The sequence below is a fragment of the Paraburkholderia lycopersici genome (genome assembly GCF_900096975.1).
In the GTDB taxonomy this organism is placed as follows: Bacteria; Pseudomonadota; Gammaproteobacteria; order Burkholderiales; family Burkholderiaceae; genus Paraburkholderia; species Paraburkholderia lycopersici.
The window spans coordinates 43,434-68,060 of record NZ_FMYQ01000032.1 but is presented as its reverse complement, the minus strand read 5'-3'; the positions used below and the strand labels follow the sequence as shown (position 1 = coordinate 68,060).

At 58.4% G+C, this 24,627-nt stretch carries 23 protein-coding genes; 1 reads left to right on the top strand and 22 read right to left on the bottom strand.

What is annotated here, in order from left to right; all coding sequences use genetic code 11:
• Nucleotides 1-59 precede the first annotated feature (59 nt).
• The 11 genes from virB5 to BLU17_RS27095 form a co-directional block, all read right to left on the bottom strand.
• A complete protein-coding gene (gene virB5, locus BLU17_RS27145; protein ID WP_092004038.1) occupies nt 60-794 on the bottom strand; it encodes a P-type DNA transfer protein VirB5 in 735 nt (244 codons plus the stop codon).
• The gene (locus BLU17_RS27140) at nt 791-1,969 is read right to left on the bottom strand and encodes a TrbL/VirB6 family protein (protein ID WP_092004035.1); all 1,179 of its coding nucleotides are present in this window, start codon (nt 1,967-1,969) and stop codon (nt 791-793) included. Before BLU17_RS27140 ends, virB5 begins: the two co-directional genes overlap by 4 nt.
• Nucleotides 1,962-4,808, bottom strand: a complete 2,847-nt coding sequence (locus tag BLU17_RS27135; protein WP_092004032.1) for a VirB4 family type IV secretion/conjugal transfer ATPase — start codon at nt 4,806-4,808, stop codon at nt 1,962-1,964. Before BLU17_RS27135 ends, BLU17_RS27140 begins: the two co-directional genes overlap by 8 nt.
• Nucleotides 4,809-4,823: 15 nt before the next feature.
• Nucleotides 4,824-5,132 (bottom strand): TrbC/VirB2 family protein, encoded by a 309-nt coding sequence (locus BLU17_RS27130; RefSeq protein ID WP_092004029.1) that lies wholly within the window; start codon nt 5,130-5,132, stop codon nt 4,824-4,826.
• 111 nt (nt 5,133-5,243) lie between these two features.
• Nucleotides 5,244-7,424 (bottom strand): DNA topoisomerase, encoded by a 2,181-nt coding sequence (locus tag BLU17_RS27125; RefSeq protein WP_092004025.1) that lies wholly within the window; start codon nt 7,422-7,424, stop codon nt 5,244-5,246.
• The gene (locus BLU17_RS27120) at nt 7,424-8,104 is read right to left on the bottom strand and encodes a lytic transglycosylase domain-containing protein (protein ID WP_092004022.1); all 681 of its coding nucleotides are present in this window, start codon (nt 8,102-8,104) and stop codon (nt 7,424-7,426) included. Before BLU17_RS27120 ends, BLU17_RS27125 begins: the two co-directional genes overlap by 1 nt.
• An 11-nt stretch (nt 8,105-8,115) precedes the next feature.
• Nucleotides 8,116-8,724: a hypothetical protein gene (locus BLU17_RS27115; protein ID WP_092004019.1), complete on the bottom strand. Its 609-nt coding sequence runs from the start codon at nt 8,722-8,724 to the stop codon at nt 8,116-8,118.
• Complete coding sequence (locus BLU17_RS27110) at nt 8,721-9,773, bottom strand: ParB/RepB/Spo0J family partition protein (RefSeq protein ID WP_092004016.1); 1,053 nt, start codon at nt 9,771-9,773, stop codon at nt 8,721-8,723. The genes BLU17_RS27115 and BLU17_RS27110 overlap by 4 nt, the downstream gene beginning before the upstream one ends.
• Nucleotides 9,763-10,611 carry a ParA family protein gene (locus BLU17_RS27105; protein ID WP_092004013.1) on the bottom strand — a complete coding sequence of 283 codons (849 nt, stop codon included), beginning with the start codon at nt 10,609-10,611 and terminating at the stop codon, nt 9,763-9,765. Before BLU17_RS27105 ends, BLU17_RS27110 begins: the two co-directional genes overlap by 11 nt.
• 286 nt (nt 10,612-10,897) lie before the next feature.
• Nucleotides 10,898-11,059, bottom strand: a complete 162-nt coding sequence (locus BLU17_RS34010; RefSeq protein WP_245747030.1) for a hypothetical protein — start codon at nt 11,057-11,059, stop codon at nt 10,898-10,900.
• A gap of 340 nt (nt 11,060-11,399) precedes the next feature.
• Nucleotides 11,400-11,615: a hypothetical protein gene (locus BLU17_RS27095; RefSeq protein ID WP_092004007.1), complete on the bottom strand. Its 216-nt coding sequence runs from the start codon at nt 11,613-11,615 to the stop codon at nt 11,400-11,402.
• 99 nt (nt 11,616-11,714) lie between these two features.
• On the opposite strand from BLU17_RS27095, the gene BLU17_RS27090 reads away from it, so the two are divergent.
• A complete protein-coding gene (locus BLU17_RS27090) occupies nt 11,715-12,116 on the top strand; it encodes a hypothetical protein (protein ID WP_092004004.1) in 402 nt (133 codons plus the stop codon).
• Between the two features lie 73 nt (nt 12,117-12,189).
• Here the strand turns inward: BLU17_RS27090 and BLU17_RS27085 are convergent, their stop codons facing one another.
• The 11 genes from BLU17_RS27085 to BLU17_RS27040 form a co-directional block, all read right to left on the bottom strand.
• On the bottom strand, nt 12,190-13,653 hold the full coding sequence (locus BLU17_RS27085; protein ID WP_245747029.1) for an efflux transporter outer membrane subunit: 1,464 nt from the start codon (nt 13,651-13,653) through the stop codon (nt 12,190-12,192).
• Between the two features lie 6 nt (nt 13,654-13,659).
• Nucleotides 13,660-14,625 (bottom strand): efflux RND transporter periplasmic adaptor subunit, encoded by a 966-nt coding sequence (locus tag BLU17_RS27080; RefSeq protein WP_143189349.1) that lies wholly within the window; start codon nt 14,623-14,625, stop codon nt 13,660-13,662.
• The gene (locus BLU17_RS32700; RefSeq protein WP_143189348.1) at nt 14,594-14,806 is read right to left on the bottom strand and encodes a DUF1656 domain-containing protein; all 213 of its coding nucleotides are present in this window, start codon (nt 14,804-14,806) and stop codon (nt 14,594-14,596) included. The genes BLU17_RS27080 and BLU17_RS32700 overlap by 32 nt, the downstream gene beginning before the upstream one ends.
• A 51-nt stretch (nt 14,807-14,857) precedes the next feature.
• Nucleotides 14,858-16,963 (bottom strand): FUSC family protein, encoded by a 2,106-nt coding sequence (locus tag BLU17_RS27075; RefSeq protein WP_092003998.1) that lies wholly within the window; start codon nt 16,961-16,963, stop codon nt 14,858-14,860.
• Nucleotides 16,964-17,361: 398 nt separating this feature from the next.
• Entirely contained in the window at nt 17,362-17,988 is a 627-nt protein-coding gene (locus BLU17_RS27070; protein WP_092003994.1) for an isochorismatase family protein, read from the bottom strand.
• Between the two features lie 2 nt (nt 17,989-17,990).
• On the bottom strand, nt 17,991-19,382 hold the full coding sequence (locus tag BLU17_RS27065; RefSeq protein WP_092003991.1) for an MFS transporter: 1,392 nt from the start codon (nt 19,380-19,382) through the stop codon (nt 17,991-17,993).
• Nucleotides 19,383-19,730: 348 nt separating this feature from the next.
• Complete coding sequence (locus BLU17_RS27060) at nt 19,731-20,729, bottom strand: malate dehydrogenase (RefSeq protein WP_092003987.1); 999 nt, start codon at nt 20,727-20,729, stop codon at nt 19,731-19,733.
• 59 nt (nt 20,730-20,788) lie between these two features.
• Entirely contained in the window at nt 20,789-21,940 is a 1,152-nt protein-coding gene (locus BLU17_RS27055; RefSeq protein ID WP_092003985.1) for a TDT family transporter, read from the bottom strand.
• 300 nt (nt 21,941-22,240) lie between these two features.
• Nucleotides 22,241-22,597 (bottom strand): DUF4148 domain-containing protein, encoded by a 357-nt coding sequence (locus tag BLU17_RS27050; RefSeq protein ID WP_092003983.1) that lies wholly within the window; start codon nt 22,595-22,597, stop codon nt 22,241-22,243.
• Nucleotides 22,598-22,730: 133 nt separating this feature from the next.
• On the bottom strand, nt 22,731-23,045 hold the full coding sequence (locus BLU17_RS27045; protein ID WP_245747028.1) for a DUF4148 domain-containing protein: 315 nt from the start codon (nt 23,043-23,045) through the stop codon (nt 22,731-22,733).
• Between the two features lie 651 nt (nt 23,046-23,696).
• On the bottom strand, nt 23,697-24,623 hold the full coding sequence (locus tag BLU17_RS27040) for a LysR family transcriptional regulator (RefSeq protein WP_143189347.1): 927 nt from the start codon (nt 24,621-24,623) through the stop codon (nt 23,697-23,699).
• Nucleotides 24,624-24,627 lie beyond the last annotated feature (4 nt).

Genomic DNA, 24,627 nt, shown 5'->3' with positions numbered 1-24,627 from the left:
ACACGATCAGGATAACTAATATTATTGAAAGGAATGTGTTCATGATCGAGAAAGGATGATTAGTCGAAGGTCACCGGCGTCAGTCGGTCCTGGGCGCGCTGCCCGCTCGACGAGCGTTGCAGATCGAGTTCGTGCTGTTGCTCGGCCACGAGGTGGTCTTCGGTTTCGGCCATCATCTTGAACAGTTGCAGCTTGGTCGTTTCCTGCTGGATCGCGGCCTGCTCGCCGGCAATACGGCCCTGCAGTTCAGCGATTCCCTTCGGGTCTTGGGTCTGGTTGATCTGCTGCACGAGCGACTGCACCTGATTCAGCTCATTGAGCTCGGTCTGATAGGCCTGCTGGGCAAGCGCCTTGTCCTGGAACGGCTTGTTGAGCGTACGCTGGCAGATCCGCTGGTCGATGCCGGCCTGGTTCTGGCAGTTGTAGATCTGGCTCGCCGAACGCAGAGCCTGCGCCGCACCCGTCAGGCCCGAATAGCCACCCTGCTGGATCGCCGTATAGATGCTCTGCCAGTTGGCCGGCAAGGACTGCGCCACGATCGGGTTGCTCAGGAGGCTTCCAAAGCCGCGTACGCCCGTCAGCGAGTTGTACGTCGTCATCAGTTGCTGGACCTGCTGCTGCAGGTTGCTGACCGTGAGCAGCATCTGTGCGACGGCCGATGCGTCGAAGACGGGAATGCCCTGCGCACGCGCCGCAGGCGGAACCGTGACCATCAGCGCCACGATGTACACAGCGACAATGCGCTGGCCGATCGGCCGACGCGCCGGCTGGCACGCCTTGACTATCTGTTTCATGATCTTCCCCGATTCAGGTTGTCCATCACAGCACGCTGGTAGGCCGGTCGTGCCCCGCCCCCGCCGGGACTGCCCGGCCCGCCCGCGCCGCCGCGCGAAATGCTGCCGCCACTGCCAGGCCCCTTGCCCAGCAAAAACTGGCTGAGCGCCGTGCCCGCAGCATCAGCCACGGTCCGGCTCGCGAGTCCGGCCGCGAAAGCGCCGATCCCCGTCACGGCACTGCCACCGCCGAGGGCCGCCGCGACCGACGGCAACTGCCAGCACAGCATCGCGAGGAAAATGCCAGTCACGAGCATGCCGAGCGCGTCGATGAAATACTGGTCGTCGGTGACCGTCGAGGACGACGAATCCATCATCTGGTTGACGAGCGTGGTGTAGAGGTTGCCGCTGTCGGACGCCGCTGGCAGAGAGGACAGGCCCGTGAGGGACGCCGTTTCCGACGAGAACACCGCGAGCGCGATGCCGAGGAATGCCGCGATCAGGACTTGCAGCAGGCAGTAGCTCACGACCTTGCCGGTCCACGCATCGAAGAAGCGCCGCGACGGCTCGAAGGCGCCACAGGCGATGAAGAGCGGCCCGATGCCGAGCACCAGATCGAGAAACACCCGGGCCAGCACGGTCTCGAGACAGGCAACCAGCAGAAACACGCAGCCGCCGAAGGCCACGATGATGGCGCTGGCGAGATAACCCATTGCCGCACCGAAGTCGGTCAAGCCCGCCTGCGAGGCATGATTGACATCAGTCGTGACGACGGCGCCGAGCTGTGCGTCGTAGCAATCGAGTGCCGCATAGACGCTGTTCGCCGACGTGCTGCCCGTTCCCGTCACTCCCGACACGTTGGCCGAGCACGTACCGCCACCCGCCTGCGCGATGGTCTGCGCAAGCATGCCTGTGCCGTTCTCCACGTCGGTAATGACCGTGGACTGGTAAATTCCGCTGCCGAGCGCCACCGCCAGCAGGATTGCGACCTTGACAGCCCGCCAGGCGAACGCCGGTACGGATTCCGATGCCTCGCCGCGCATCACGGCGAACCCATAGGCCATCACCCACACCGTTACGGCTGTCGTGACCACGGGCACCAGAGCACTCGATAGCGCCGTCGACGTATGCGTCACATAGGTACCGATCCCGCTTTCGATACCATTGCCGACCATCGAGAACACGCCGTTAGCCATGACGTGCCTCCGTCGAGTTGTGCCCCGATGCATGGATCGCAAACGGCGTGATCGGATGGGCGCGGATCTTCTGCCTAGCGTCATGCTCCACTGCCCGCCGCGCGCCGAGCCGCTGCTGGAACACCGGCAGCCAGGCCTGTGGATCGTCGCCGACCTCGGCGCGGATCTCGTCGAGCAGCTCGACGTTGTCCTTCGATCCCGACAGGATGTCGATCGCTTCGCCCTGGCCAGCCTTGAGACCGGACAGATCGAGCGTCACCACGCACGAGCGCGAACCCTGTTTGATCAGCGCGCGGCGGCTGGTCTCGCCCAGGTTGCGCACGATCTCGAATTCGGCCTTCGACAGCTTGAAGCCGTCAACGTAGTCGGCCCCGTCGGCGGTCGGGTTCGGCAGGTAGATGACCGTCGCCATCTGGCCGATCAGCGCCTTCGCAGCAGGACTCGCGAGCACTTCGGCCGGCGATTGCGTGTCGTAGATCGCAAACGTGTTCTCCTTGCGACCGGTGCGCTGCATGTCCTCGGCGAAGCTCGTATACACGTCGCTCTGCAGGCGCTTCCAGAATTCGGCCAGCACCACCACGAAGCGATTGCCGTCGATCTTGAGGTCGGTGTAATGCAGCATCGTCATCGTGACGAGCGGCGCAATCTCGGCGTCGTCGACGAGCTCGGTGTCATCGAAGCCGAAAATCTGGCTCTGTGCCATCGAACCGGCGATCTGGTCGGTCGCATTGTCGAGCACCCAACCGAGACGCCCTGGCCGGCACCACTTCGCCAGGCGCTCGTACAGACTGTCCTCGCCGTCCTTCGGCAGCAACTGGAGCACCATCGACAGGCGCCTTGCTTCCCTGGGCATGCCGGCGACTGCCTGCACGGCCGTCCAGATATCCCCTTCCTGCTTCGTGGTCGGCGGCTTGTCCGCACGCGTCACGCAACGCGTCACGACACGCACCCAGAAATCCACATTGCCCGGCGTCGGGTCAAGCCAGAACGGATTGAGCCCCGTCGATTCACCTCGCCGCATGCGCAGATAGGTACCGCCCATCCAGCGAATCGCGATCTCGCAGCCGCGGTCCTTGTCGAACAGCGCCAGCGACACGCCGTATTTCGTGAGCATGGCGAGCATGAACATCTCCAGCGCGGTCTTGCCGGAGCCGGCCTGCCCCACGATCAGCGTATGCGCGAGCGCCTTCGCGTCGAACGAATCCTTGTCCTCGGGCGTCACATGGCAGTTCAGATAGACGGGCTGGCCGCTCGGCGAGCGCAGGATCGCGATCGCCTCGCCCCACGGATTGCCGTTACGCTTGCCGGACATGAAATTGTGGAAACTCGACAGGCCGCAGAAATTGCGCGAGCTCAGCGTCGCCTCTCGCGTGCGGTAGCGCCAGTTCGCCGGCAACTGGGCGAACCAGGCGGCATCGGCCACGAGATCTACCATCGCCGCCTGAAAGCCGGCATCCTGCAGGGTCGCGCGCGCTATCGAGGCTGCCCGCTCGGCCTCCGCCTGGGTTTCGCCGAACACGGCCAGCGAATAGTGGTACTCGCCGAGCACGAAGGTGCCGTTGACCAGCCCGTCGAGCGCCTGATCCATCGCGGCGATCTGCGAGCTCGCTGCATCCTCGCCCGCGATCAGCCGGCCGCGTTGACGCTCGAGCACCGTCTTGGCGCTTGTCCGGTCGAGGACCGAAAAGCTCTGGGTCTCGATGCACTCGAAATTCCCGTACAGCAGACCGTTGAGCATGCCCGGCTCGGACGTCTCCGGGTAATCTTTCAGGTCGAGCATCACGCCGTATTGGCGTCCGCTCGCGGTCCTGAATTCGAGCTTCTCGCCGCCGAAGAACAAACGCGAAGTCGGCAAGGCTTCGGCAATGCGACCTGACGGCACCGGCACGCGCTCCCAGACGCGATTGAGCAGATAGCCCAGGAATTCGAGCGCACGCGAATACTCGCGACCGTTGTGCTGATAGGTGCCCAAAGGCTCGGGGCGATAGCGCGCGAGACTTTGCATCACGTCGCGGCCCAGGTCGTCGAGTGCCTTGATTGCCGCGCGCTCGGTCTCGCGGATCGCGTCGATCGTGCGCGGCGCCTGGCGCAGCACTTTGCCGCTCTTCGTGCGCACCGGCCGATAGATCACGGTCAGATACTGATCGCGCGCCATCATCCGGTAGCCAGCGAAGCCGTCGTAATAGGCATCCGCCATCGCATCGATCCGCTCGTTCGCATAGCGCGAATGAAGCCGGTCGTTCACGCGCCGGCTGATGCGGTGCGACCACAGCGACACGTTGCCCGTGCCGAAACTGCGCACCAAGCTATTGAATCCGTCGTGGCGCGCAAGGATATCGACCGGATCGGCCGTCTCGAAAGCAATTCCCTCCAGGCGAAAGATCCGCAGGAAATCGCCCTCGCGTGTGCGGATGATCGTGTCCGTCAGTTGCGACGAGTACGGCACGAAATCGGCCACCGGCACCTCGCGCGCCGCCTCGGCATCGAACTTCGGCGTGGCGCCGGTCTCGCTACCCCTTCGACGGAATTTCCCGGTCGGCGAATAGGCGTGCGCGCCCCAGAACGCCCGGTTGCGCTGCAACAGCCGCAGGCGCAAGCGCATGAAGGTCTGCCGCAGCCGCTGATCGTCGTAACGCGTGATCGCGCGCATCGTGACCACGACCGGCACCAGCATCGACAGCACGACAAGCGCCGCGACTGGCGACACAGTGAAGGTCCACATGCCGATGATCAGGAGCGAGCCGACCGCGCCGATAAACGGACCGATCGGCACGCCCATCATCATGGCCGGCCGGGTGCAGCCTTTGAAAATCTCGTCGCGTAGGTCGAGGGAGGACATGGCGCATCTCCCCGCTTACGTCGAGCTGCCGGACAGCAGCACGCCAGCAATTGTCGACGCCCCGCCCACCAGCATCGCACCGATGAAGATGTTCGCGATCTCGCCAAAGCGTGCATGCTGGAACATGACCTTGAAACCCGCCCACATCAGCGCGATCGTGCAGATTACGACACCGATCGCCATCAGCCCCGTCGAGATGTCGTTTAGGATCGTGCTCGCCTGCGAGGTGATCTGTGCGCAGGCCGGGTCCGCCAGCAAGAGTGCAAGCAGGCTCGCACCCATCACCTGCAGGCAGGTCTCGATACGACGTTGGTTCTTTTTCATGCCTTACCTCAATTCGTTATCCTGAATTCAAGCGAAGCAACTCCCCGCCGAGATCGCGTCTGATCTAGCGCCTTCGCCTATTGCTTGAAAAAACCGGGAAACTAGGCAGCGTTACTCAACAGGAGCATTCGTGATATCGGGATGACCATCGCGGTCACCGTAAGCGTTCTTGCATTTCGGATAGGCGCTGCACGACCACAGGTCGTAGGGCTTGCGGGTTTTCTTCGACGTGCCGGTCCGATGCACGAGGCCCGCGCCGCACGTGCATTTGAACTGGCTGATGGCAGGTTTCGGTCGCGGCCGGCCGGGACGCCCCTGTTCATCGGGCAGAACCGTGTTGCACGCGGGATACGTCGAACAGCTCCAGAACGGGCCGTGCTTGCCGACTACGCGGCGCAACGGCTTGCCACAGGCCGGACACAGCGGGTTGCTCGCGAGCACTGCGGCCTCGAGCGCATCGGTACGTTTCGCAAGCGCATACACGAAGGCCTCGACCGGCCCGCGAAACCCCACGGCCGACGCCTCACCGCGCTCGATTGCGCGAAGCCGGGACTCCCATTCGCCCGTGAGGATCGGCGACAGCAAGGCTTCTCCCTGTAGCGTGACCAGTAGTTTCTTGAGCGAAAACGCACGGACTGTCGGCACGAGCAGCTTTTTCTGGCGCTCCAGATAGCCATCCGCCAGCAAACCTTCGATCGTTGCCGCGCGCGTGGCCGGCGTGCCAAGCCCGCGCTCGGCCATCGTCTCGCGCAACGCTTCGTCTTCGACCTGGCGCCCCGCATGCTCCATTGCGGACAGCAACGTGGCCTCGGTGTACCGGGCGGGCGCACGTGTCTTTCCTTCGACCACCGACACGCCTGCGTTACGGCCGGCCTCGCCGGCTTTCAGGGCCGGCAGCGCTGTCGACGCATCGGCCTGTGCCCCTTGACCGTCACCCTCAATCTCTCCGCGATAGACGGCGAGCCATCCTGGCTGCACCATGACCCGCCCGCGCGCGACGAAAACATCGTCCGGCAGCTCGACCGTGCGCGTGGTCACGGAAAACTCCGCGTCCGGATAGAACGCTGCGAGCGTACGACGCACGACCAGGTCGTAGATCGTCCATTCCGCTTCCGACAGGCCGGACGCGGATGCGCCCGTCGGGATGATCGCGAAGTGATCGCTGATCTTGCCGTTATCGAAGATCCGCTTCGTCGGCCGAATCCACCTACCCTCGAGAATGCGCCGCGCCTGGGCGGCATACGGGCCTTCCGTCAGCGTGCCGATGATCTTCGTGATGGCCGGCACATAGTCCTCGGGCAGTGCCTTCGCATCGGTACGCGGATAGGTCAGTACCTTGCGGTCCTGATACAGCACCTGCGCCAGATCGAGGGTCTGTTTCGCCGACAGACCGTAGAGCCGGTTCGCCTCACGCTGCAAGCTGGTCAGATCGAACAAGGACGGTGCCGCGCGCCTCGACGGCTGCGTGTCGTCCGTGATGCATTCCAGATCGCGCCCGGCGCAGCGTGCCGCGATCGCGTTGGCGGCCTGCACGTTCCAGATCCGTTCGCGGCGCTCGGCAGCGCCCGCATCAACGGCATTCGATTCGATCGCACCCAGCGCCCCGCCCTCCGGGTTCTGCCAGCGTGCAACGAATTCGCCTGCCTGCAGCAATATTTTCAGATGCACCTCGTGATAGGTGCGCGGCTGAAACCGGTGAATCGCTTCTTCGCGTTCGACTACCAGCATGAGGGTCGGCGTCTGCACACGACCGACCGGCGTGGTCACGCCTGTCAGCTTCCGGCACAGGCGTGACCCGTTGATTCCGACGATCCAGTCTGCTTCGGCACGGGCACGCGCTGCCGCCGCAAGCGGCCGCATCTGCTCATCGGTCCGCATCGCGGCAAAGCTGTCGCGGATCGCCTGCGGCGTCATCGATTGCAACCACATGCGGCGGACCGGCTTATTGCTCTGTCCGAATTCGACGATCAACCGGAAAATCAGCTCGCCCTCCCGGCCCGCGTCGCAGGCGTTGATCAGCGTGCCCACGTCGCTGCGGCGCATCTGCCTGAGCACGGCCTTCAGTCGCTCCGACGCCGTCTCGCGCACGACCAGGGAAAACTGCTGCGGAATCACCGGCGTCAGGTGCGCGATCGCCTCGGGCGCGGCAATCCCGATCAGATGGCCGGCCGCGCAGGTCACCACCAGATCATCGCGCTCGAATACATTTTTTTCGACCTGCGAGAACCCACCCAGCGCGGCCGCGATGTCGCCCGCGACCGAGGGCTTTTCGGCAAGAATAAGGGCTTTCATCAGAACACCACCGCGCTGTTGTCGGGGACTTCGATCGCATCTGTCCCGTTAGGCCGCTCCGCCTCGTCGGCCGCACCAGACGACACGGCCCCGCCAGAACGGACAGGATGTGCCTGGCGCGTGCTGCGCGCCGCGTCGCCTGTCGAACCCGCTGCCGGTATCACAGGGATAACTTCGCGTACATCGAGAGCGGGCACGACAGGCCGCGGTGTCGGGACCGAAGCCTCGCTGACATTCGTCACCACGCGCTGCACGTAGCCAGTTCGATAGCCCGTCTGGAAATTGCCGCTGGTATAGCAGGACAGACCGTCGCGCAGCGCGACTTGACCGGCCTGTCCACGGCCTGCCGCCCGTGCATAGCATCGGGCGAGAATGTCGGCCCCGGCCTGCAGATTGCGGCAAGCGTCGAATGCTGCGGCGCCGACCAACCCATATTCGGCCAGATGATCGCGATTCACCTGCGCTAGACCTACGCTGTAGTTCCATCCAGCACGCGCCAGCGCATTGGCGGTCGCAACAGCTTCGCCCAACGTACGGGGTTGACGGGCGAGACGCCCGCCGACGACGCCGATGGCATACGGGTTACCGCCAGACTCAGTACGCACCACGGCTTGCATCGTGACCGGGTGGACACCCGGCGCACATTGCGCGACAAGCACGGGGAGATCGATAGAGATCATCGTCGCGCTCCTTATCGATTCCAGCGCGAATCGTCGTCCTGCGCCTGCCTCCAGAGTGCGAGCGCCTGCGTCGGGTCATACGCGGCCTGATCCGACACGGCCGACATACCGGGCGGACCGTAATATTCAGTGATGGTCGAACTCCCCGCCGCGCCATTCGTCCCCCACCAGACGCGCGTATAGAGCTGGCCGTCGATCACGACGTTGATCGCGCCGGATGCCCGGCACAGCGGGAGACTATCGTCGGGGCCGCCCCAGTACAGCAAATCTTCCCGGCAATAGCCGCTGCTCGCCCAGGTGTTCGAGGCACCGGTACCTACACCGAGATTCGCAAGCCATGCGGCCGGAATCGCATTACGCACATCAGGCGGCAGGCTGGCGAGACCCGCGCTGAAATCGCAGCTCGGAAACGGATCGCCGTGACTCAGGGCCTTCCAGAGCTTTTCGATCGGCGGCACGCACGCGCCGTATTGCTCCGGGCCGCCCGGATTAGCGAGGCACAGCAGCACCTGACAGCCCCAGTCATCGGCGTACGCCATCGTTGGCACCACGGACAGAGTCAGCGCCAGTGACGCCCACACCAGCAGATGACGGAAAAATCGTTGAATCGTGCGCTTCATGACTGCACCTTCGAATCGGTGAGGGTCCAGTTGCGGAGCACGCCGAGCTCGACCTCCAGCTCGCCACGCCCATCTTCGTATTTGATGAAAGCCAAGCCCGGTGCTGTCGGCTTGCGATCGAGGCGCAGCATCACCGCGCTGCCTTCGTAATCAGCGAGTAGCAAGGGTTTGCGAATCCGCGTGGGATCATCGAGCCTGGGCGGCTTGGCCGCTCGCTCGATATCGGGGTTGTGGAAAGGCAATGCATGCGCGGCTGGCACCTGCGCGGTCAACGCCACGCTGTCGCCGTCCTGTGGCGATGCCAAGTCAGCCGACATATCGGGAGCAAGTGCCTCACCCGCATCGGACTCGGCAGGCAGATTCACACCCGGATTCAGTGTGTCGTCGATTGGATTGCTCTCGTGCCGGAGGACTTCCTGCAAATGGAGAATCATGCTGCGCGTGATATCCAGATCGGCATGCTCGACCATGAACGCTTCTACAGCGTCGACATGCTGTGCATGCAGTCGGCACAGGTCATAAACACCATGCACGCTGCGAATTCGTTCAGCCTGAAAAGCCTTGAGGATCGACGCCGGCGCATCGAGAAGTGACAGGTGCGCCGTCACATCCCGCGCGCTGATGCCAATCGCTTCTGCGATCGTCCCAAGCGCATCGCCTGCGACACGGCGCCCCGCGATAAATTGAGCCAAGTCTATCGGCGTCAGCTCGTCACGCTGCAGATTGACGACGACCTGCGTATACGGATCGAGCACATGGTCCGCTTCAACGATGGCGCGGATCGTAGCCATACCCGCGATGCACGACGAACGGTAGCGACGCGCACCGTCGATCAGGCGATACTTGCCCTGGCGCTTCGGCCGTACCGTGATAGGCACTTCCACCTGCCCTTTCTGGCGAATGCGTTTAGCCATCGCATCGAGCGATGCCTGGGAAAACGTCTTGCGCGGCTGCTCCGGATCTTCTTCGATCTCGACGATCGGCAGATCCAGCACCGCTCCTGCCGTATTCGCGTGCGGGTCGTCGAGCATGGACAGGTCAAGCGCCATGATCGACCTCCACGGCAGGCAATTCCGCAGACTCGGCCGGCGAATCCGCCATCACCAGATCGGCAATCCGGTTGAGCACCGGCGCAAGCTCTACCCACGCGTCGCGTGCCGCCGTCTTGCTGCGTCCAAGTTCCGGCAACGCGACGCCCAGCTCCTGCGCTTCCGCAATGGAAGAGCGTCGCAGGACACGCAGCGGATTGCCTCGCCCGTCCATCATGAGATAGCGGCCGAAGCTCTCCAGGACCTCGATGAAATTGCGCTTTTGCAGCGCGGTCGCCTCGACCATATTCGGCACGATGCCGAGGAACCGCAGCGAGGGATTGAATTTCTCGCGGATGCGTTCCACGCCGCGCGTGCCGCGCAGCGTCCTGACGATGCCTTCGATCGCTTCCTGATTCAGCTGGATCGGACTGAGCACGAAGCCGGCTACCGTCAACGCAAGCAGCACACGCAGGTCGTCCGACGGCGGGCAGTCGATCAGGCAGACGTCGAAGGCCGGCGCGACGCGCGCGAGGTTAGTCTGCAGGTTGGTGTGAAAACGGCCGAATTCGTCGGGCTGCTCGGGAACGCGGACCAGCTCGGGAGTGGCGCGGATCACGGCGAACGCGACATCGGGCAACGCCACGGCCAGGTTGCCGTTCATCAGCAGCGACGCGGCCGTCATCGATAGCGCGACGGCCTTCTCCGCGCGCAGGAGCGCGGCCCCCGCATTGCCCTGGCTGTCCAGATCAATCACGAGCACGCGATGACCGCGAGCATGCAATACATGCCCAAGCTGGCAGGCTAGTGCCGTCTTGCCTACGCCGCCCTTCTGCGTCCAGATCGCCAGTGTCTTCATTGCCGTCGCTACGTCATGGCGCGGCACGATCCGCTGTAGCGGGACGACGAAAAACGACGAGAGAAATCAGCGTGCAAAACAAAAGCCCGTGTCAGCAATGCTGATCACGGGCTTGACGGATCTGGACTGATTCCGGCCAAAGTACGGGCGTCGGTCGCCTGGCTACATCGGACCCACCGCTGGGTGGAAACTCGGTCGGCTTAGGCCGGACCGGAAATCAGGTTGTGAAAGCAAGTATAGAAGCGCAAATGCGTGTGTCAAGAAATCCGCCTGGAAACTGTGCCGATCAGAAACCGGCATCGGCGAGCTGCTTCCGGATTTCAGCGATTATCGCGCGCCGCGCGGCGGCCAGCTCCAGATCGTAAAACGTGACGGGCGACCGCCTGATATGCAGGCGACGACAGATGACCTCGCGGTTCACCCGCCATACATAGACCATCTTGATCATCTCGCGATACGGCACGGCCAGACGCCGCCAGGCCCTCGTGATTAACTCGTATTCACGGAGATCAGACGGGTTCAACCCGTCCGGACCTGCGCGCGAAACACGGCCCCACCGCAGCAACCGACTCTCGATTGAGCCTATGTGATCGTCACCGTACAGAGCCTCCTTAAGCTCACGCATAAGCTTGCCCTCACCGAAATCATGCAGGCGTGTGCCTTTACACCCCGTCAAAGACAGCCTGGCTAAACAACACTACGACCGATTTCTATATCGGTATGGTGAGGAAGTACGGGAGAGACGACTGGAACCGCGTTAATGCCTACGCCCAGAAACATTTCACGGTTTACTGCTCATCGCGTTCTTCCCCTTGCCGGAGAATGGCGCCCTCCTTTTCGAGATAGGTTTTGAGGATTTCGAGATTGACCGTGCCCGGGTTGCTGATACGCCCCTGGGCAAACTTCGTTAGCCACCAGTAGGAAAGATTCGTATCGCTACAGATTTTTCTCCAGTTACCCTTTCGTGCCAGCAATTCTGTGCGTATGGATGTAATGATCGACATGACTATTAATTTTCTGCTAGATCCAACTTAAATCTAGCACTATGCCGCTAGACATACAAGCGACATATAGGATGAAATTCGCGGTAGACTAGCAATATCATGCTAGACACTAGGAAAATTCTTCAGGAGAATCTTAAAGCGCTGCTTGACACGCGGCCGGAGACGTCACGCCTGAACCTTTCGAGAGAAATGAAGGTGGGAGACGGCACACTCGGTTCGATTCAATATGGAAAAGGAAATCCCACTCTTCAGGTGCTCGAGGCGATCGCACGTTTTTTTAATCTTGAAACGTGGCAATTGCTTAGCCCCAACTTGGGACAGTCTTCGGTCGCCGTCAAAGCAGCCGTTCACAGCAAAGAAGTTGGAGGTTGGCCGCTGGAGAAAATAAGGCAGCCGGATTTCAATGCACTACCGAGCGAAGATAAGGACGAAATCGAGCATCTAATAGCCTATAAGATGAAACGCTTTAAGGAAACTCGTGCTCGCAAGAAGAAACTCTAATATTTAAGGCTCGAATCAAATGCAGTATAACTGCAATCCTTACCTCCCCGAACCACGTCAGAGCACTGCTTCTTCATTTGATAAGCGGAGCCGCTCGATTCTGGTCTTCTTTCTGTGCCCAGCCACCTCCCAACGCCTCAAAGAGCTGAACTTGGTCAAGCGCAACCTGACCTTGCTGAGCGGCAAGACTTGCATGTAGGCTCGCTAAATCGCCACTCGCGTCTAGCGTGGAAAGAACTGACTCGCGGCCGGCTGCCTGTAGCCTGCGGGTCTGTGCCAAAGTATTCATTTCGGATTCGTACGCCGTTTGTAACGACACGACACGTTGATAATCTGCCGAATACGCCGCCAGACTAGTCTGCGTTTCCCGCAATGCATTGAGCACCGCGCCGTCGAGTTCGGCCAGCGCACCACCTGCTTGAGCCTGGGCCATACGCACCCGCGCGCGCTGCCCGTTTTCAGGAAACGTCCAGTTGATCAGCGGCCCGAGCGCCCAATGATTGGTACTGGGTGAAAGCAAATCACCGAGAATCCCTGTTGACCCCGCCGATGCGCCGATTGTTATCGACGGATATAGTTCGGCGACAGCCACACCAATACGAGCTGTAGCGGCGGCCAATTTCCTTTCTGCTTGGCGTACGTCAGGGCGTCGTCTTAGCATCGAGGTGCTATCGCCGATCGGCATTGGGCGAAGGAGCTCAGGTACGTCGTGGCAGGAGAAGACGGCAGGAGGGAGGTCACTCGGTGCTCGAGAGAGAAGCGCGGCGAGCTTGTATTGTGCGATACGTCGCCGTGCCGCAAAGACAGGCATACCGGCCCTCAGAATGCTGACCTTTGTCTCTTCTTTGCTCACATCGATCTGGGCTACGCGCCCAGCATCTCGAAGCTTCCTCATAGCGTCTGCGCGCAACTGACCGACGCTGAGGGATTCCTCGGCAATCAACTGTTCCTCGGCTGCGGAACACGACTCCACGTACGCCCGAACAACATCAGCGACCACCGCCACCTTCACCACATCTTTCGCGGCCTCCATCGCCTGCGAATCTGCCTGCGCGGCCTCAATCCCACGTCTGATTTTTCCAAACAAATCCACCTCGTACGAGACCCCAATCCCGACATCTCCTCCATACACGACCGGGATCTTGCCCGACTGCAGGTACTCCTCAGCGGACTCTTGGGTGCGTTCAATCGTTGCTGTAGTTCCGCCAGACCATCCCCCCTGTTCGCTTGCGAACTCCTCAGCCGCATGCGATCGCATCAAGTTCGCCTCGGCAACACGCAAATCGGTATTCGCCCTCAATGCCTCTTGCACCAATTGATCTAGGTTTGGGTCGTCAAATAAATGCCACCAGTCCGCTGGGACTGATTCCGTCGACACCGGCAAACCGCGGCTATCAAGCTCCGCATTCGCGAGGGGTGCGTTGATCAAAGCAGCCTGAGGAATGTGATAATTTGGGCCGACGCTCGTGCAAGCACTCAATGCCAGCATCGCCAGCAGGTACGGCATCACGAACCGGGTGCCAAAAAGCGTTAGCATGTTACTTTAGAGCGAAAAGAGAAACCACGACCACGAAGGTCTCGACGAGCCACGAAGACGCCACTGAATCGCACCGCTATTTGGTGCTTCATTTATGAAGACCGTTGCCGTCCGGCCGGCCACCAAGCGCAGATTGTCCGGCGTACCATCCAGCGTTACTCGCACCGGAATGCGTTGTTCAAGACGGACCCAAGCGAAGTTCGGATCGATATTAGGCAAAAGATTTGGACTTTCGGTGCGTTCGCGATCCTCGACTGCGGCTGCAATGCTCTTCACTCGACCATGCAATGGCACCTGCTCGCCGACTACATAGATATCCGCCGACTGCCCCAAGCGGATTCCATTAAGCTTTGTCTCTTCGAAATATCTGACGGCCGAAAATGAACTTGCGTCAACCACAGACACGATCGGGCTTCCTCTCTCGACGTACTCGCCAACATGAGGGGCCTTGTCATTGACATAACCGTCGACGGGACTTGTCACAACAGTGCGCCCGACGTTGAGGTTAGCCACGTTCAGAAGCGTGCGCGAATATACAAGGTCCGATTCATCGCTCTGTAGACGCTCCCTGCTCTCCTCCAGCGCCTCTTGTGAAACGAGATCGCCCAATCCCACATTCCGCATGTACTCACGACGCGCCTGGTCGGTGGCGACCAAACGCCTCTGAACCTCGGCCTCGGCCTGCTGGCGCGCCAGATCGTAGCGCGATTGATCGATTACAAATAACGGCTGCCCCCGTTTCACCGGCTGATTATCCGTCACATAGACGGCCGTAATGATCCCTGGCACGTCGGCGGAGAGGCGGACCGTATCTGCATAGATATGTCCATCCCGCGTCCACGGAGCCAGCATATAGTAGCTACAGAGGCGCCAGGCGATGAAGATCGCCAGCGCTAAAAACATCAACACCGTGATTAAATTACGCAGGCGGAAACCAGTGCTATTCACTTGATAAAGCCGAATAAATTTCAAACAAAAATCCCAATACGATCACATACAAACTCAAATCCAACAAATTCCGGAGCCACTGCGGCCATTTTGGCCAAACGCACAAAATCGATGCACAGACAATAGAATTTACAAAATAAGCGGCAATGGCAACAATCAAAATCGCCGGCATCAAAACGCCGGCTATATCGATTTCCAAATTCATTGGTATGCTCGTATCAACCCAGACACCAAATCATGCACGTAAGGCTCCGTTCTAAATTAATGAAGCTGATCCTCGATACGGTCCGCTTGGGAGCGACAGGCGTAGTCCAATAAGAGCACGTGTTGCATCACGGATATCACTGATGTTCGACTCCATGGCATGTGGGCCAGCCGCTCGACCGCGTCGGTTGTCGTGCATATTTACACTACGACTCATAAATATTTTTAAAACACTATCGATCTTGGAAAGCGTGTCCACAGGCACGATCTGCCGAAAGCCGATTTGAGCGCATGAGGAATAGTAGGCACTCACTTTCCAAAGCACATCTTCCACTTGCTGGGAAAGACCGTCGTCCAATACATCCCGAACGTTACACAAGTCAGAACTGACAAGTGCTATCTGCAAGTCCCTGAGGCTCTCGACGGAGAAGTACGACTGAGCACCCGCCGGATGAATGCGTTGAATCAGTTGAACAACCTGGTCCAAGATCTTTGGAAGCACTTCACGTCGCTTCTTGGCAGCAATCGGCCTACTCGCTATCGATACGTTGAACCAGATCGAGCGTAAAATTCGCGCCATAATGAATTCCGAGCCGAACGGTCGAGTAACCTTCGTCCACACAACCGCGAAAAATGCGCCTGCGACGCCTGCCAAGGAACTATTCAAAAACTCCTCAAAATTTGCGTCGTACACACTTTGAATGCTCGTGAACCTGGCAGTGAAAACCGCGACCAACATCGCCGTCACACCAAACGTTGGCCCCGGAATGAATGCCCCAATGAAAATGAACGGGCCCGCGAACAAAACAGCTAACGGAAGAAACCCCTGAACGTGAGGTAGCGCTACGAAGAGATAAACTCCAGCCAGTACTGTGCTGGCCAAAATTGCCAAAAAAAAGCGATATACATGCGGTACCGGTTCATCAAGTGCAGCAAACAGGCCACATGCGATTGCAGCCAGCATGACTGCGGTAGAGCCGTCGACCCATCGAGCTTCGATCCAGAACACACCCACCACGGCAATCGCACCAACCGCCGATATCAGCGACAACAACATGCTCACGTTGTCAAAATATCGATCGTTCTTCTCTGCTAGCCAGTGATCCAGTCTCGGTTCCCAATTTGCGGATTTGTCCCACACTCCGGCCCGAAGGGAAACACAGTCATGCCATATATCGGTAATCTGGTCGAGGCGCCAAAGTACATCTGATCGCAGTGCACCGCGCCAATTCGCAAATTCTTCTTGTGAAGGCTTAGCTTCCCGCAAACGTTGTTTCCATGTGCCGCTAGCAATGCCACTAAGGACTTGAGAACTCTTTCCCTCGGTGACGGATGCACGCATCCAGACCAAAACGTCGTGCACTAGCCGGTCCAATCCGTCAAGCGCCGGGCTACTTTCCTTTACCAAAGCCCGATGCGCGTCCGCGAGTGACACCACTATCGGAAGGAACAACTTCATTCTTCGTCTCAGTGTCTCCATGCGCTCGACCACACTTGAGGTGACATGGTCGTAACTCATCTGGCTTATCCCGAGCTCTAATCTGTGGACCGTTGCCGCGAGTCGCTGGAGAGATGCATAAACCTTCTGTTCGTCTGCCGTTCCAGAGAGAGCTTCTGACGTATATAGGATCGCGTCGTCGAACCAAGAGTCGACCGAGTCTATGACTGCCGGTGCTAATTGGCGCGGAAATACCACTGCGCCCACGACTCCGGCGCAAACTATCCCGAGAACCACCTCCTCAGTGCGCGAAACCGCAACTTCAAAAACCGAGGTAGGGTCGATCGACGCCGGCAGCACAATCAAAAGCGTTGTATAGCCGGCCAGCAGGAATGCGTAGCCTCGCGCGGTACGGTCGGACATCGAAAGAAAAAGAAGTACGGCGACCCATAAGACGACCAATACACACAGTATCAACGGTACATTCGCAAGGGGCGGAACAAGCAAAACCGCTATCCCAGCCCCAATGACCGTCCCAACCACCCGATAGACTGATTTCGAGCGACCAGGCCCCAGAAATGGATTCGAAACCACATAGACGGTTGCCATTGCCCAATATGGCCGAGGCAAATCAAGCGAGAGCGCCAGATACAGCGCAAGCATGGCCGCAACAAACGCTCTGGCAGAGAATAGCCAGTCGCGAGCAGATGGGTGGTACATACTCGATTAGTTCGCCAGCTTGGATTGGGCGGAAAGAAGCCGCGCATTAGCATCGCCCGCCAATGTCGACAACTAGCATTAGCTTCCGCAGGCGGAAATTATTTCCCTGTAGTAGCGCTAAGCCAGCCAGCGTCAGTCACGCTTCGTTGCGTTTATTATCTAATCAATGTCACCTTTAGATAAGTGACATTATGAGAACCCCTGATCTCATATAGAGAATGCATGACTCTTTGATTGGATAACGAGTTGAAAACGATATCGACGCTCACTTCCCTGAAACGGACCAATACCACCATCAATCGACGGGCGGTACCTGCCAAAACCCGTCGATCTGAATGCCAAGCAGCAGTAGACTCGAACGACCACCACACGGTGCCAGGTAGCATTGGCGCTTGCCGCTATGTAGTCGCCTCAGTCATGCTCATGAATTCAGATATCGACAAGGTTTCCGAGTACTTCGCCTTTAAATCCGAGAGGCTGGCTTCATGAGCCGCGATGGACCGGTCTCCAACGCAATCCGTAATAACAACGGTTCGAAACCCATACGACACGGCATCGACGGCACTCGCTCGCACACAACCGCTCGTCGTGCACCCCGCAATAACAACCGTCTTTACGTGATGTTTATACCGGAGCCATCCAGTCAGTGTGCCCTCCCAAAACGCCGAAGCCACATTCTTTTGAACGACAAACTCATCGGGTGCGGGCTGCAGCTCACGAATAAAATCCGCTTCCGGATTTGATTCCGTTAGTGTGAGTAGGAGCGGTATTTTTTCTGCCCATACGTTCGCATCAGACTTGTCCATCGCGAAAATTATTTTCGCATGCGCTACCGGCCAACAACGCTCCCGCGCGTATCTCAGCAGATCGACTGACCGAGCAGCCGCCGCCGCGATGTTCCCGCCTCCCAGTGCATCGCCGTGGACAAAGGCGCCGCAGAAATCCACTAGTAGAAGGCCGAACGGGGCACTAAGCGAAAAACTCTTATTAAATCCCTTTTCCTGATAAACGTCTGATGATTTCATTGCTATCCCGATATGTATTCGAGTGGTCGGCCTTTGGTTTTCGGGCCCAAAGCCGCGACTACTGCCGCGGACATCATATAGGCGAACGCGATAAAGACGAATACTCCCTTAACGCCCGCACGCTCGAGGATCATCGCGATCGCGAATCCGGTAAACACCGCAGCAATACGACTCCATGAATATACAAATCCAACAGCGCGAGATCGGACCGACGTGGGGAAGAGCTCGTTTTGGTAGGTGTGGAATGTATACACGAGCATGTTATTGGCGATCGTCAATACCACGCCCATAGCAACGATTGCAATTCCGTTTTTCGAAACACTAAACAATAAACCAGTTAATAGTGCAACGATGGCTGTGGTAACGATAGCTGACTTTCGCTCCACTTTATCAGCAACGAACAAACCGATAAATGGTCCCACCGGCGCCGCCAAAGCAATCAGCGTGGAATATCCAAGACTTGTATTGAGCGTAGCGCCCTGCTTTAGAAGCAGTGTCGGTACCCAACTCGTGAAGCCGTAATATCCGATTCCCGCGAAGAAGTTAAAAACCGACATCATCAGCATCCGGCGCCTGTACGGAGCCTTGAACAATATACTGATGGGTAAGCGGCTAGTCTGGGCCGGCGCACTGGACTCTATGTCGGGAAGACTTCGTCCAATCTCCAGTTCCACCAGTCTCTCCAGAGATCTCACCACAGCATCGGCCTCATCGACGCGGCCTGCCTGATAGAGCCAGCGCGGACTTTCGACTAGTCCTCGGCGTAGCCACCAGACGAATACAGCCGAGGTCGAACCAATGAGGACTACCCATCGCCAACCATCGAAGCCCAGCGGGCTATAGGGAACTAGCAAGTAGGCTAGTACCGCTACAACCGGCTGCGCGATAAACCCAATCGTCTGTTCACATGCGAAGGCCCGGCCTCTGATGGCCTTCGGGGCAAGTTCAGTGATATATGCCCCAATGGTGACCAGTTCTAGTCCGATGCCAATTCCGGAACCAAAGCGCCATGCAATCAAACCGATAGCCGTATGCTGGAATGCCATGATGGTATTGGCTGCCGTATACCAGAGGAGCGAATATGTAAAGATCGCTCTACGGCCGAAGCGGTCGGCAATGTATCCACAGCAAAGCGTACCGACGACGAGTCCAGCAAACGTCGATGCGATAAACGCCGCAACTCCCGTTGAGCCGAAGAAAGCCGGCGTATTGGAAGTTAGTATGCCTGCGTTCACCAGACCCGGCGCGATGTAAGCAGTCAGCAGCAGGTCGTAAAGCTCGAAGAAGAAGCCCATACTCAGCAGTACGATCATCTTCCAGATGGACCTGGTTGCCGGGAGGCGATCCAAACGCGCCAAGATCGACGCGGGAACGGCGGTGTTGGCCTGTTCCATGCCTAGTCTCCAATTTTTTTAAAATGTTTCTTATTATGGATTTCGTTTTAAAGTTGAAGGAAGTGCTATTTTTTGACTGGGCGTTCTCCATTCGAGAACCATCCAGCCTTACACCGTGCAATTGCGGTACGCTCGTGGATCGTGGTACCACGCAATGCAACTACCCAAGACTTGGTCCCGCTGATCAACCTGCAAGGCGAGCCGCCGACCGCGATCCGCAGGTCGGCGACTGAATGCGCTGGCAAATAGCACGGCAAGACCGCTTATGCAAGTAAGCAACGAAGTGAACAGTTACATGTCTGGCGCTTCTCTGCGGCACTCACCAAAGAACTTCTGGTCCTGCTTATTTCAAGCGTGAGATGTCGTCCCCAAAATTTCGCGCACCGCGGTGATTTCCTCCATCAACTCGCCGACCGAGGCGTCGATTCTTGAACGCGCGAACGCATCGATGCTGAGGCCCGAAGCGACCCGATAAGTCCCCGCGTCGCACGTGACCGGCATGCCAAACATTAACCCGGGTGGCACACCGTACTCGCCCTCAGATACGATGCTCATCGATACCCACCGGCCATCACTGCCCGATATCCAGTCGCGCATCTGGTCAATTGCCGCGTTCGCAGCTGACGCGGCAGAGGAAGCCCCTCGGGCTTCAATGACTGCCGTACCGCGCCGCGCGACTTCGGGAATAAAGACATCGCGATTCCACGCATCGTCGGATAACAACTCCGATACAGCGCGCCCACTCACCAGGGCATGTCGATAATCTGCATACATCGTAGGCGAATGGTTGCCCCATACAACCATCTGCCGTATAGCATCGATCGGCACACCGCAGCGGGCTGCGAGACGAGAAACTGCGCGGTTGTGATCGAGTCTGATCATCGCCGTAATCGCGTCTGCGGGTAGATCGATCGCGAACTGGCGTGTAATCCAAGCATTCGTGTTGGCGGGATTACCAACGACGAGCACTTTCACAGAGCGCTTGGCAACCTCGTTCAACGCTTCACCCTGGTTACGAAAGATCGCAGCATTTGCAGCGAGCAGATCACGGCGCTCCATTCCTTTGCCACGCGGGCGAGACCCTACCAGCAGGGCATAGTCTGCGTCGCGAAAAGCGGCATACGGATCGGCACTTATTTCGATGCCGGAAAGCAAAGGAAAAGCGCAATCTTGCAATTCCATAACCACACCGCGGAGCGCGGCCAATGCCTGTGGCAACTCCAGAAGCTGCAGAATGACCGGCTGATCTTTGCCTAGCAGATCGCCATTTGCGATGCGAAATAGCAAAGAGTAGGCAATTTGGCCAGCGGCCCCGGTTATGACTACGCGCTTAGGATTTGATGACAAGATGTTCTCCCGCTAGAGGATCGTTGATAAGGGCTTTCTATCTAGACACGCCAAATCTTTTACTTCATGCGTACCTGCAATTCAGTGGAGAGGCAAGGCGCTTGGAACATTCGCTCATAAATGAGACCGCGGATCGTTCGGCCTAGTACCGCCCCCCAAAGTAGATCAAGGATGACTTGGAGCGCGACACCAATATTTAGGAACGCATTCGAATGGGTGGCCCTTGCCAGATTGAGCGTGGCCAGCGTGTAAACCCCCGTTGGAAAGGTGAGACCCCACCAGCCGAGGTTGAAGGGTAATCCTTCTCGGTGATAACGCCACATGAACAATACCGCGCACGCGAGCCACCAGAGGCCGCTTCCCCAAAGAAGCAGTGCACCCAATACACCGAAGGCGCGCGCAAGAATCGCGACCGATTGCAGTGCCGTACCAGAAAATGCCTTCGCCGCTGCCTCACCGAGCGTAATGAGCCCGAGGGACCCTGTAGCTATTGGTCCGAGCGCAAGCCAACTCGTCACCCCAACCTCACGATGGGGCAATTTGTGGATGACAAGGCGAAACAAAACAAGGGTCAAGATTGAAAATGCAAGCGGCACTGAAACAGCCCACAGCAAATAGCCGGCCCCGACAACGAGCTGGGCGTGAGCGGGCGTTAGATGCGGCGCCAGCAGCGCAGCACTTGATGCGGCTACCTCGGGAGCTACGATGGGCAACAGCAAGGCGGCCGTAAGTCGGTCGGCACTGTGCTCCTGCTTCGTAAACACGAGATACGGAACGCCGATCGCGACAACCAGCGACGTCACGGCGTCCACGCCCCAAAGCCCGAATGCGAGGGAATATGCGCCGTCTCCGTAGCGCGGTCCGGAAAACGCGATCACGCCATTCACGATCGGCGCAAAGCCCATCGGCAACGCGCCAAGAAACATCGACTGCATCGGATGATGGAGCAAAGGCTTTATCGTTTCGCTGAACAACACGAGCCGACCGACAAACATCATAAAAAAGACGGCATACATACCAATGTCAATCCGCCAGAGCCACTCGGCCAATTCCCTCTTTATCGGAGACGCGCCCGACAACGCTTCTAGAACGAGATATACGACTCCAGTTCCCATCGTGACGGCAAACCAATTCGGGGTGAATTGCCGTATGTTCTCGAAGCCGCCCCGGAGAAATTTGTTGGCCCTAGTTGGGCGAATACGATCATTCATTTTTCCCCTACACTCCAATGTTCAATTTGTCTCGCCGTAGCAATAGCACGGAAACCACATCCCCTCGCCCCTGGCTCCACCTAATCTTAAAAATTTCAAGGGCCTAGCTGAAAATGCGCCCGCTACTTCTAAGGCCCGGAGGCCAGGATCGTGCCCGTCCGAATTTTTCGAAAAGTTGCCGGCCAGCTGCGCGAGAATGGTGAGCTTTTTCTTGAAAAACATATCCTTGATATCGGGTGGCAGGCGGTCCCGCTGTCGCGAACTCCTAGTTCAAGTCAGCATCGGCATTGACTACGAAACCTAGCTGCCGAAATAGGGCGTGCAGAATCCTGCCGGACCAACGCAGCCGTCTTTCGTCGAATTCGAGGCGGGCGCAACGGTCGCTGTTTTTTGACCCGCCTCGCTGCTGCCCGAATAGCCCGAACCCGGGCCGGTGCCCGAATCATGAAGCGCGCGACGTTGCGCGACCTGCTGCTGATAAACGCGGCTCACGTCCGGATACGATGCATCCGCGACGAGGCGGCTGCCGTTGTTTTCCGCGTCGATCAGCTCAAGACGGACTTCGTCGCGGGTCTTTACCTGCGCCGACGCAGTCGTTGCGACAGCAACGGATGAGAATCCAACAGCGATGGCGAAGAGTGCGTTACGGATTTTCATTTTACGGTCCTGATTAACTTGGGTTGTGAACCGTATGAAGCCGTTGTGTCGTCGGCCTCATCGGATAAACGTCGTACCGAAAGACTTAGCATGCGTCATAGCCATGAACGTGGCAGCGACGATGCAGGCGAAATCAGTTCGTCGATATTGCGCCGGTGATTGCCGTCGGTGATTGAGAACCACAATCTGCTCGGTACTTCGTCAGCAGCCGCGTTTGGGCGCGTTCGATGTCGCTGGGGTAATCCGGGTGCTCGGTATCGGTGGGGTCATAGCCGACCGATTCGAGTTCAGCAAGCTCGTTCTCGAGTTGCGTATGCGTGACAGCGCCTCCGGTCCTCACAAACGGATAGTCGTTACACTGCTGAGCCGTAAGACGCGATCCGGCGAAAGCCGATGTACTCGCGATCACCAGTGCGCCGCAGGTAAAACGCATCAATATCTTCTTCATTGAGTCGTACTCCTATGTATTACTATCGTATGAACCACTTCGATCCAGCTTTAGAGTACACGTAGAGCTTCCCTACACATCCCGAATCCTGAAGGTCTTCGTTTGGCTATATCCTAATGGCAGCGTTGCGTTCTGAGCCGCCATCAGAATAGGCAAGCGGAATCCGGGGAGCCGGACCATACCTCTTCCGTGAACCCGCTACTTTTTGTGCCAGTAAATCAATCGACATTCCGTTCACGCGACATAACACCAGCTCTGCAACGTCACTGTCGGCACATACCATCGCGGCTCACTTCAGTGAACACACTATAGGTCAGCGCTTTCCCCTGATAAACCAGCGGCCACTGAACTGACTCTTTCAGAAAGCGGTGAAGCGTCGGCGCACTGCGCTCGGAAGCGGATGCGGATGCGAATGCGGATGCGGATGCGGATGCGGCCAAATTGAGTACGGGACCGTTGCACATGGTCGACGTCCCCGACTCCGCGTTGCTGAAGCGCGGTCGGGCACAGCTGCAGCAAGCGGGTGCCGCTGTCGAAACACGTGCGGCCTGAGCCGGCCTGTGTAAAGGAACTCGACCGATCAAGTTCAGTCGAATGTCGCTCAGCCCTAACTACTCGCCGATCGTCCTGCCCCGCCCCAACTCCGGCGGTTTACAGCACAGTATTACTTTGCAGCGGCTGCGGTACGACGCGTTGCACATAGTCAATCAATAGCCGCCCGGCCGTTCCCAGCGCCTCGGCGTCTCGGTATCCGAAAAGCACATTTCGGCTGGCCCATTCCGTCAAAATCGGGGTGATCGTAAGGCCATGCCTCTTGACCTCAGCATCCACCTGCGGATGAGGAGCGAGCCCGATCCCCAAGTTGGCTTTGATCAGGTTGCACATGGCGCCGAACGACTTGACCTTAAGCCTTATTCGCAACGGCGCGCCAACCGCCGACCCATAATCCGTCATTACGCGTCCCAAGGCTATACCGTCGTTCCATCCAATGATGTCGTACTGGGATATGGCTTCAAAACTCAACCTTTCTGCGCCGGCGAGCGGATGCGAGTTTGGCAGGACGGCAACAATCCGGTCACTGGAAAACGGAAACGTCTGCAGCCCAGTTACCCTTTGATGAGAGGAAAACACGCCAACGTCCGTTCGATTGTCCCGAATCGCTTCCACTATCTCGCCATCAGTTCGCTCTTCCAGTTCTATTTTTATGTCCTGATTCGTTTCAAGAAAGGAGCTTAATACCCCCGCGAACCGTTCTGACAAAGAAGAACTTGACGCCCAAATGCGAATCAAGCCCTTGATACCCGCTGAGATTTCCGAGCACTCAAGATAAAGCTTGTCATAGCTCGTCAATATTATGCTCGCGTATCGCTGCAGAAGGACCCCGGCTTCGGTCAGGCTCACGCCGTTTGCGTGACGGTGAAACAAACGCGCGCCGATTTCGGCTTCCATTTCAGAAAGTCTACGGCTGGCAGCGGAAGGCACGATGTGAACCGCATCTGCCGCCGACTTGAAGCTGCCCAGTTCGGCCGCAGCGATGAATAGCCGTAACGACATCGGATCAAATTTATGGTATTTCACTATG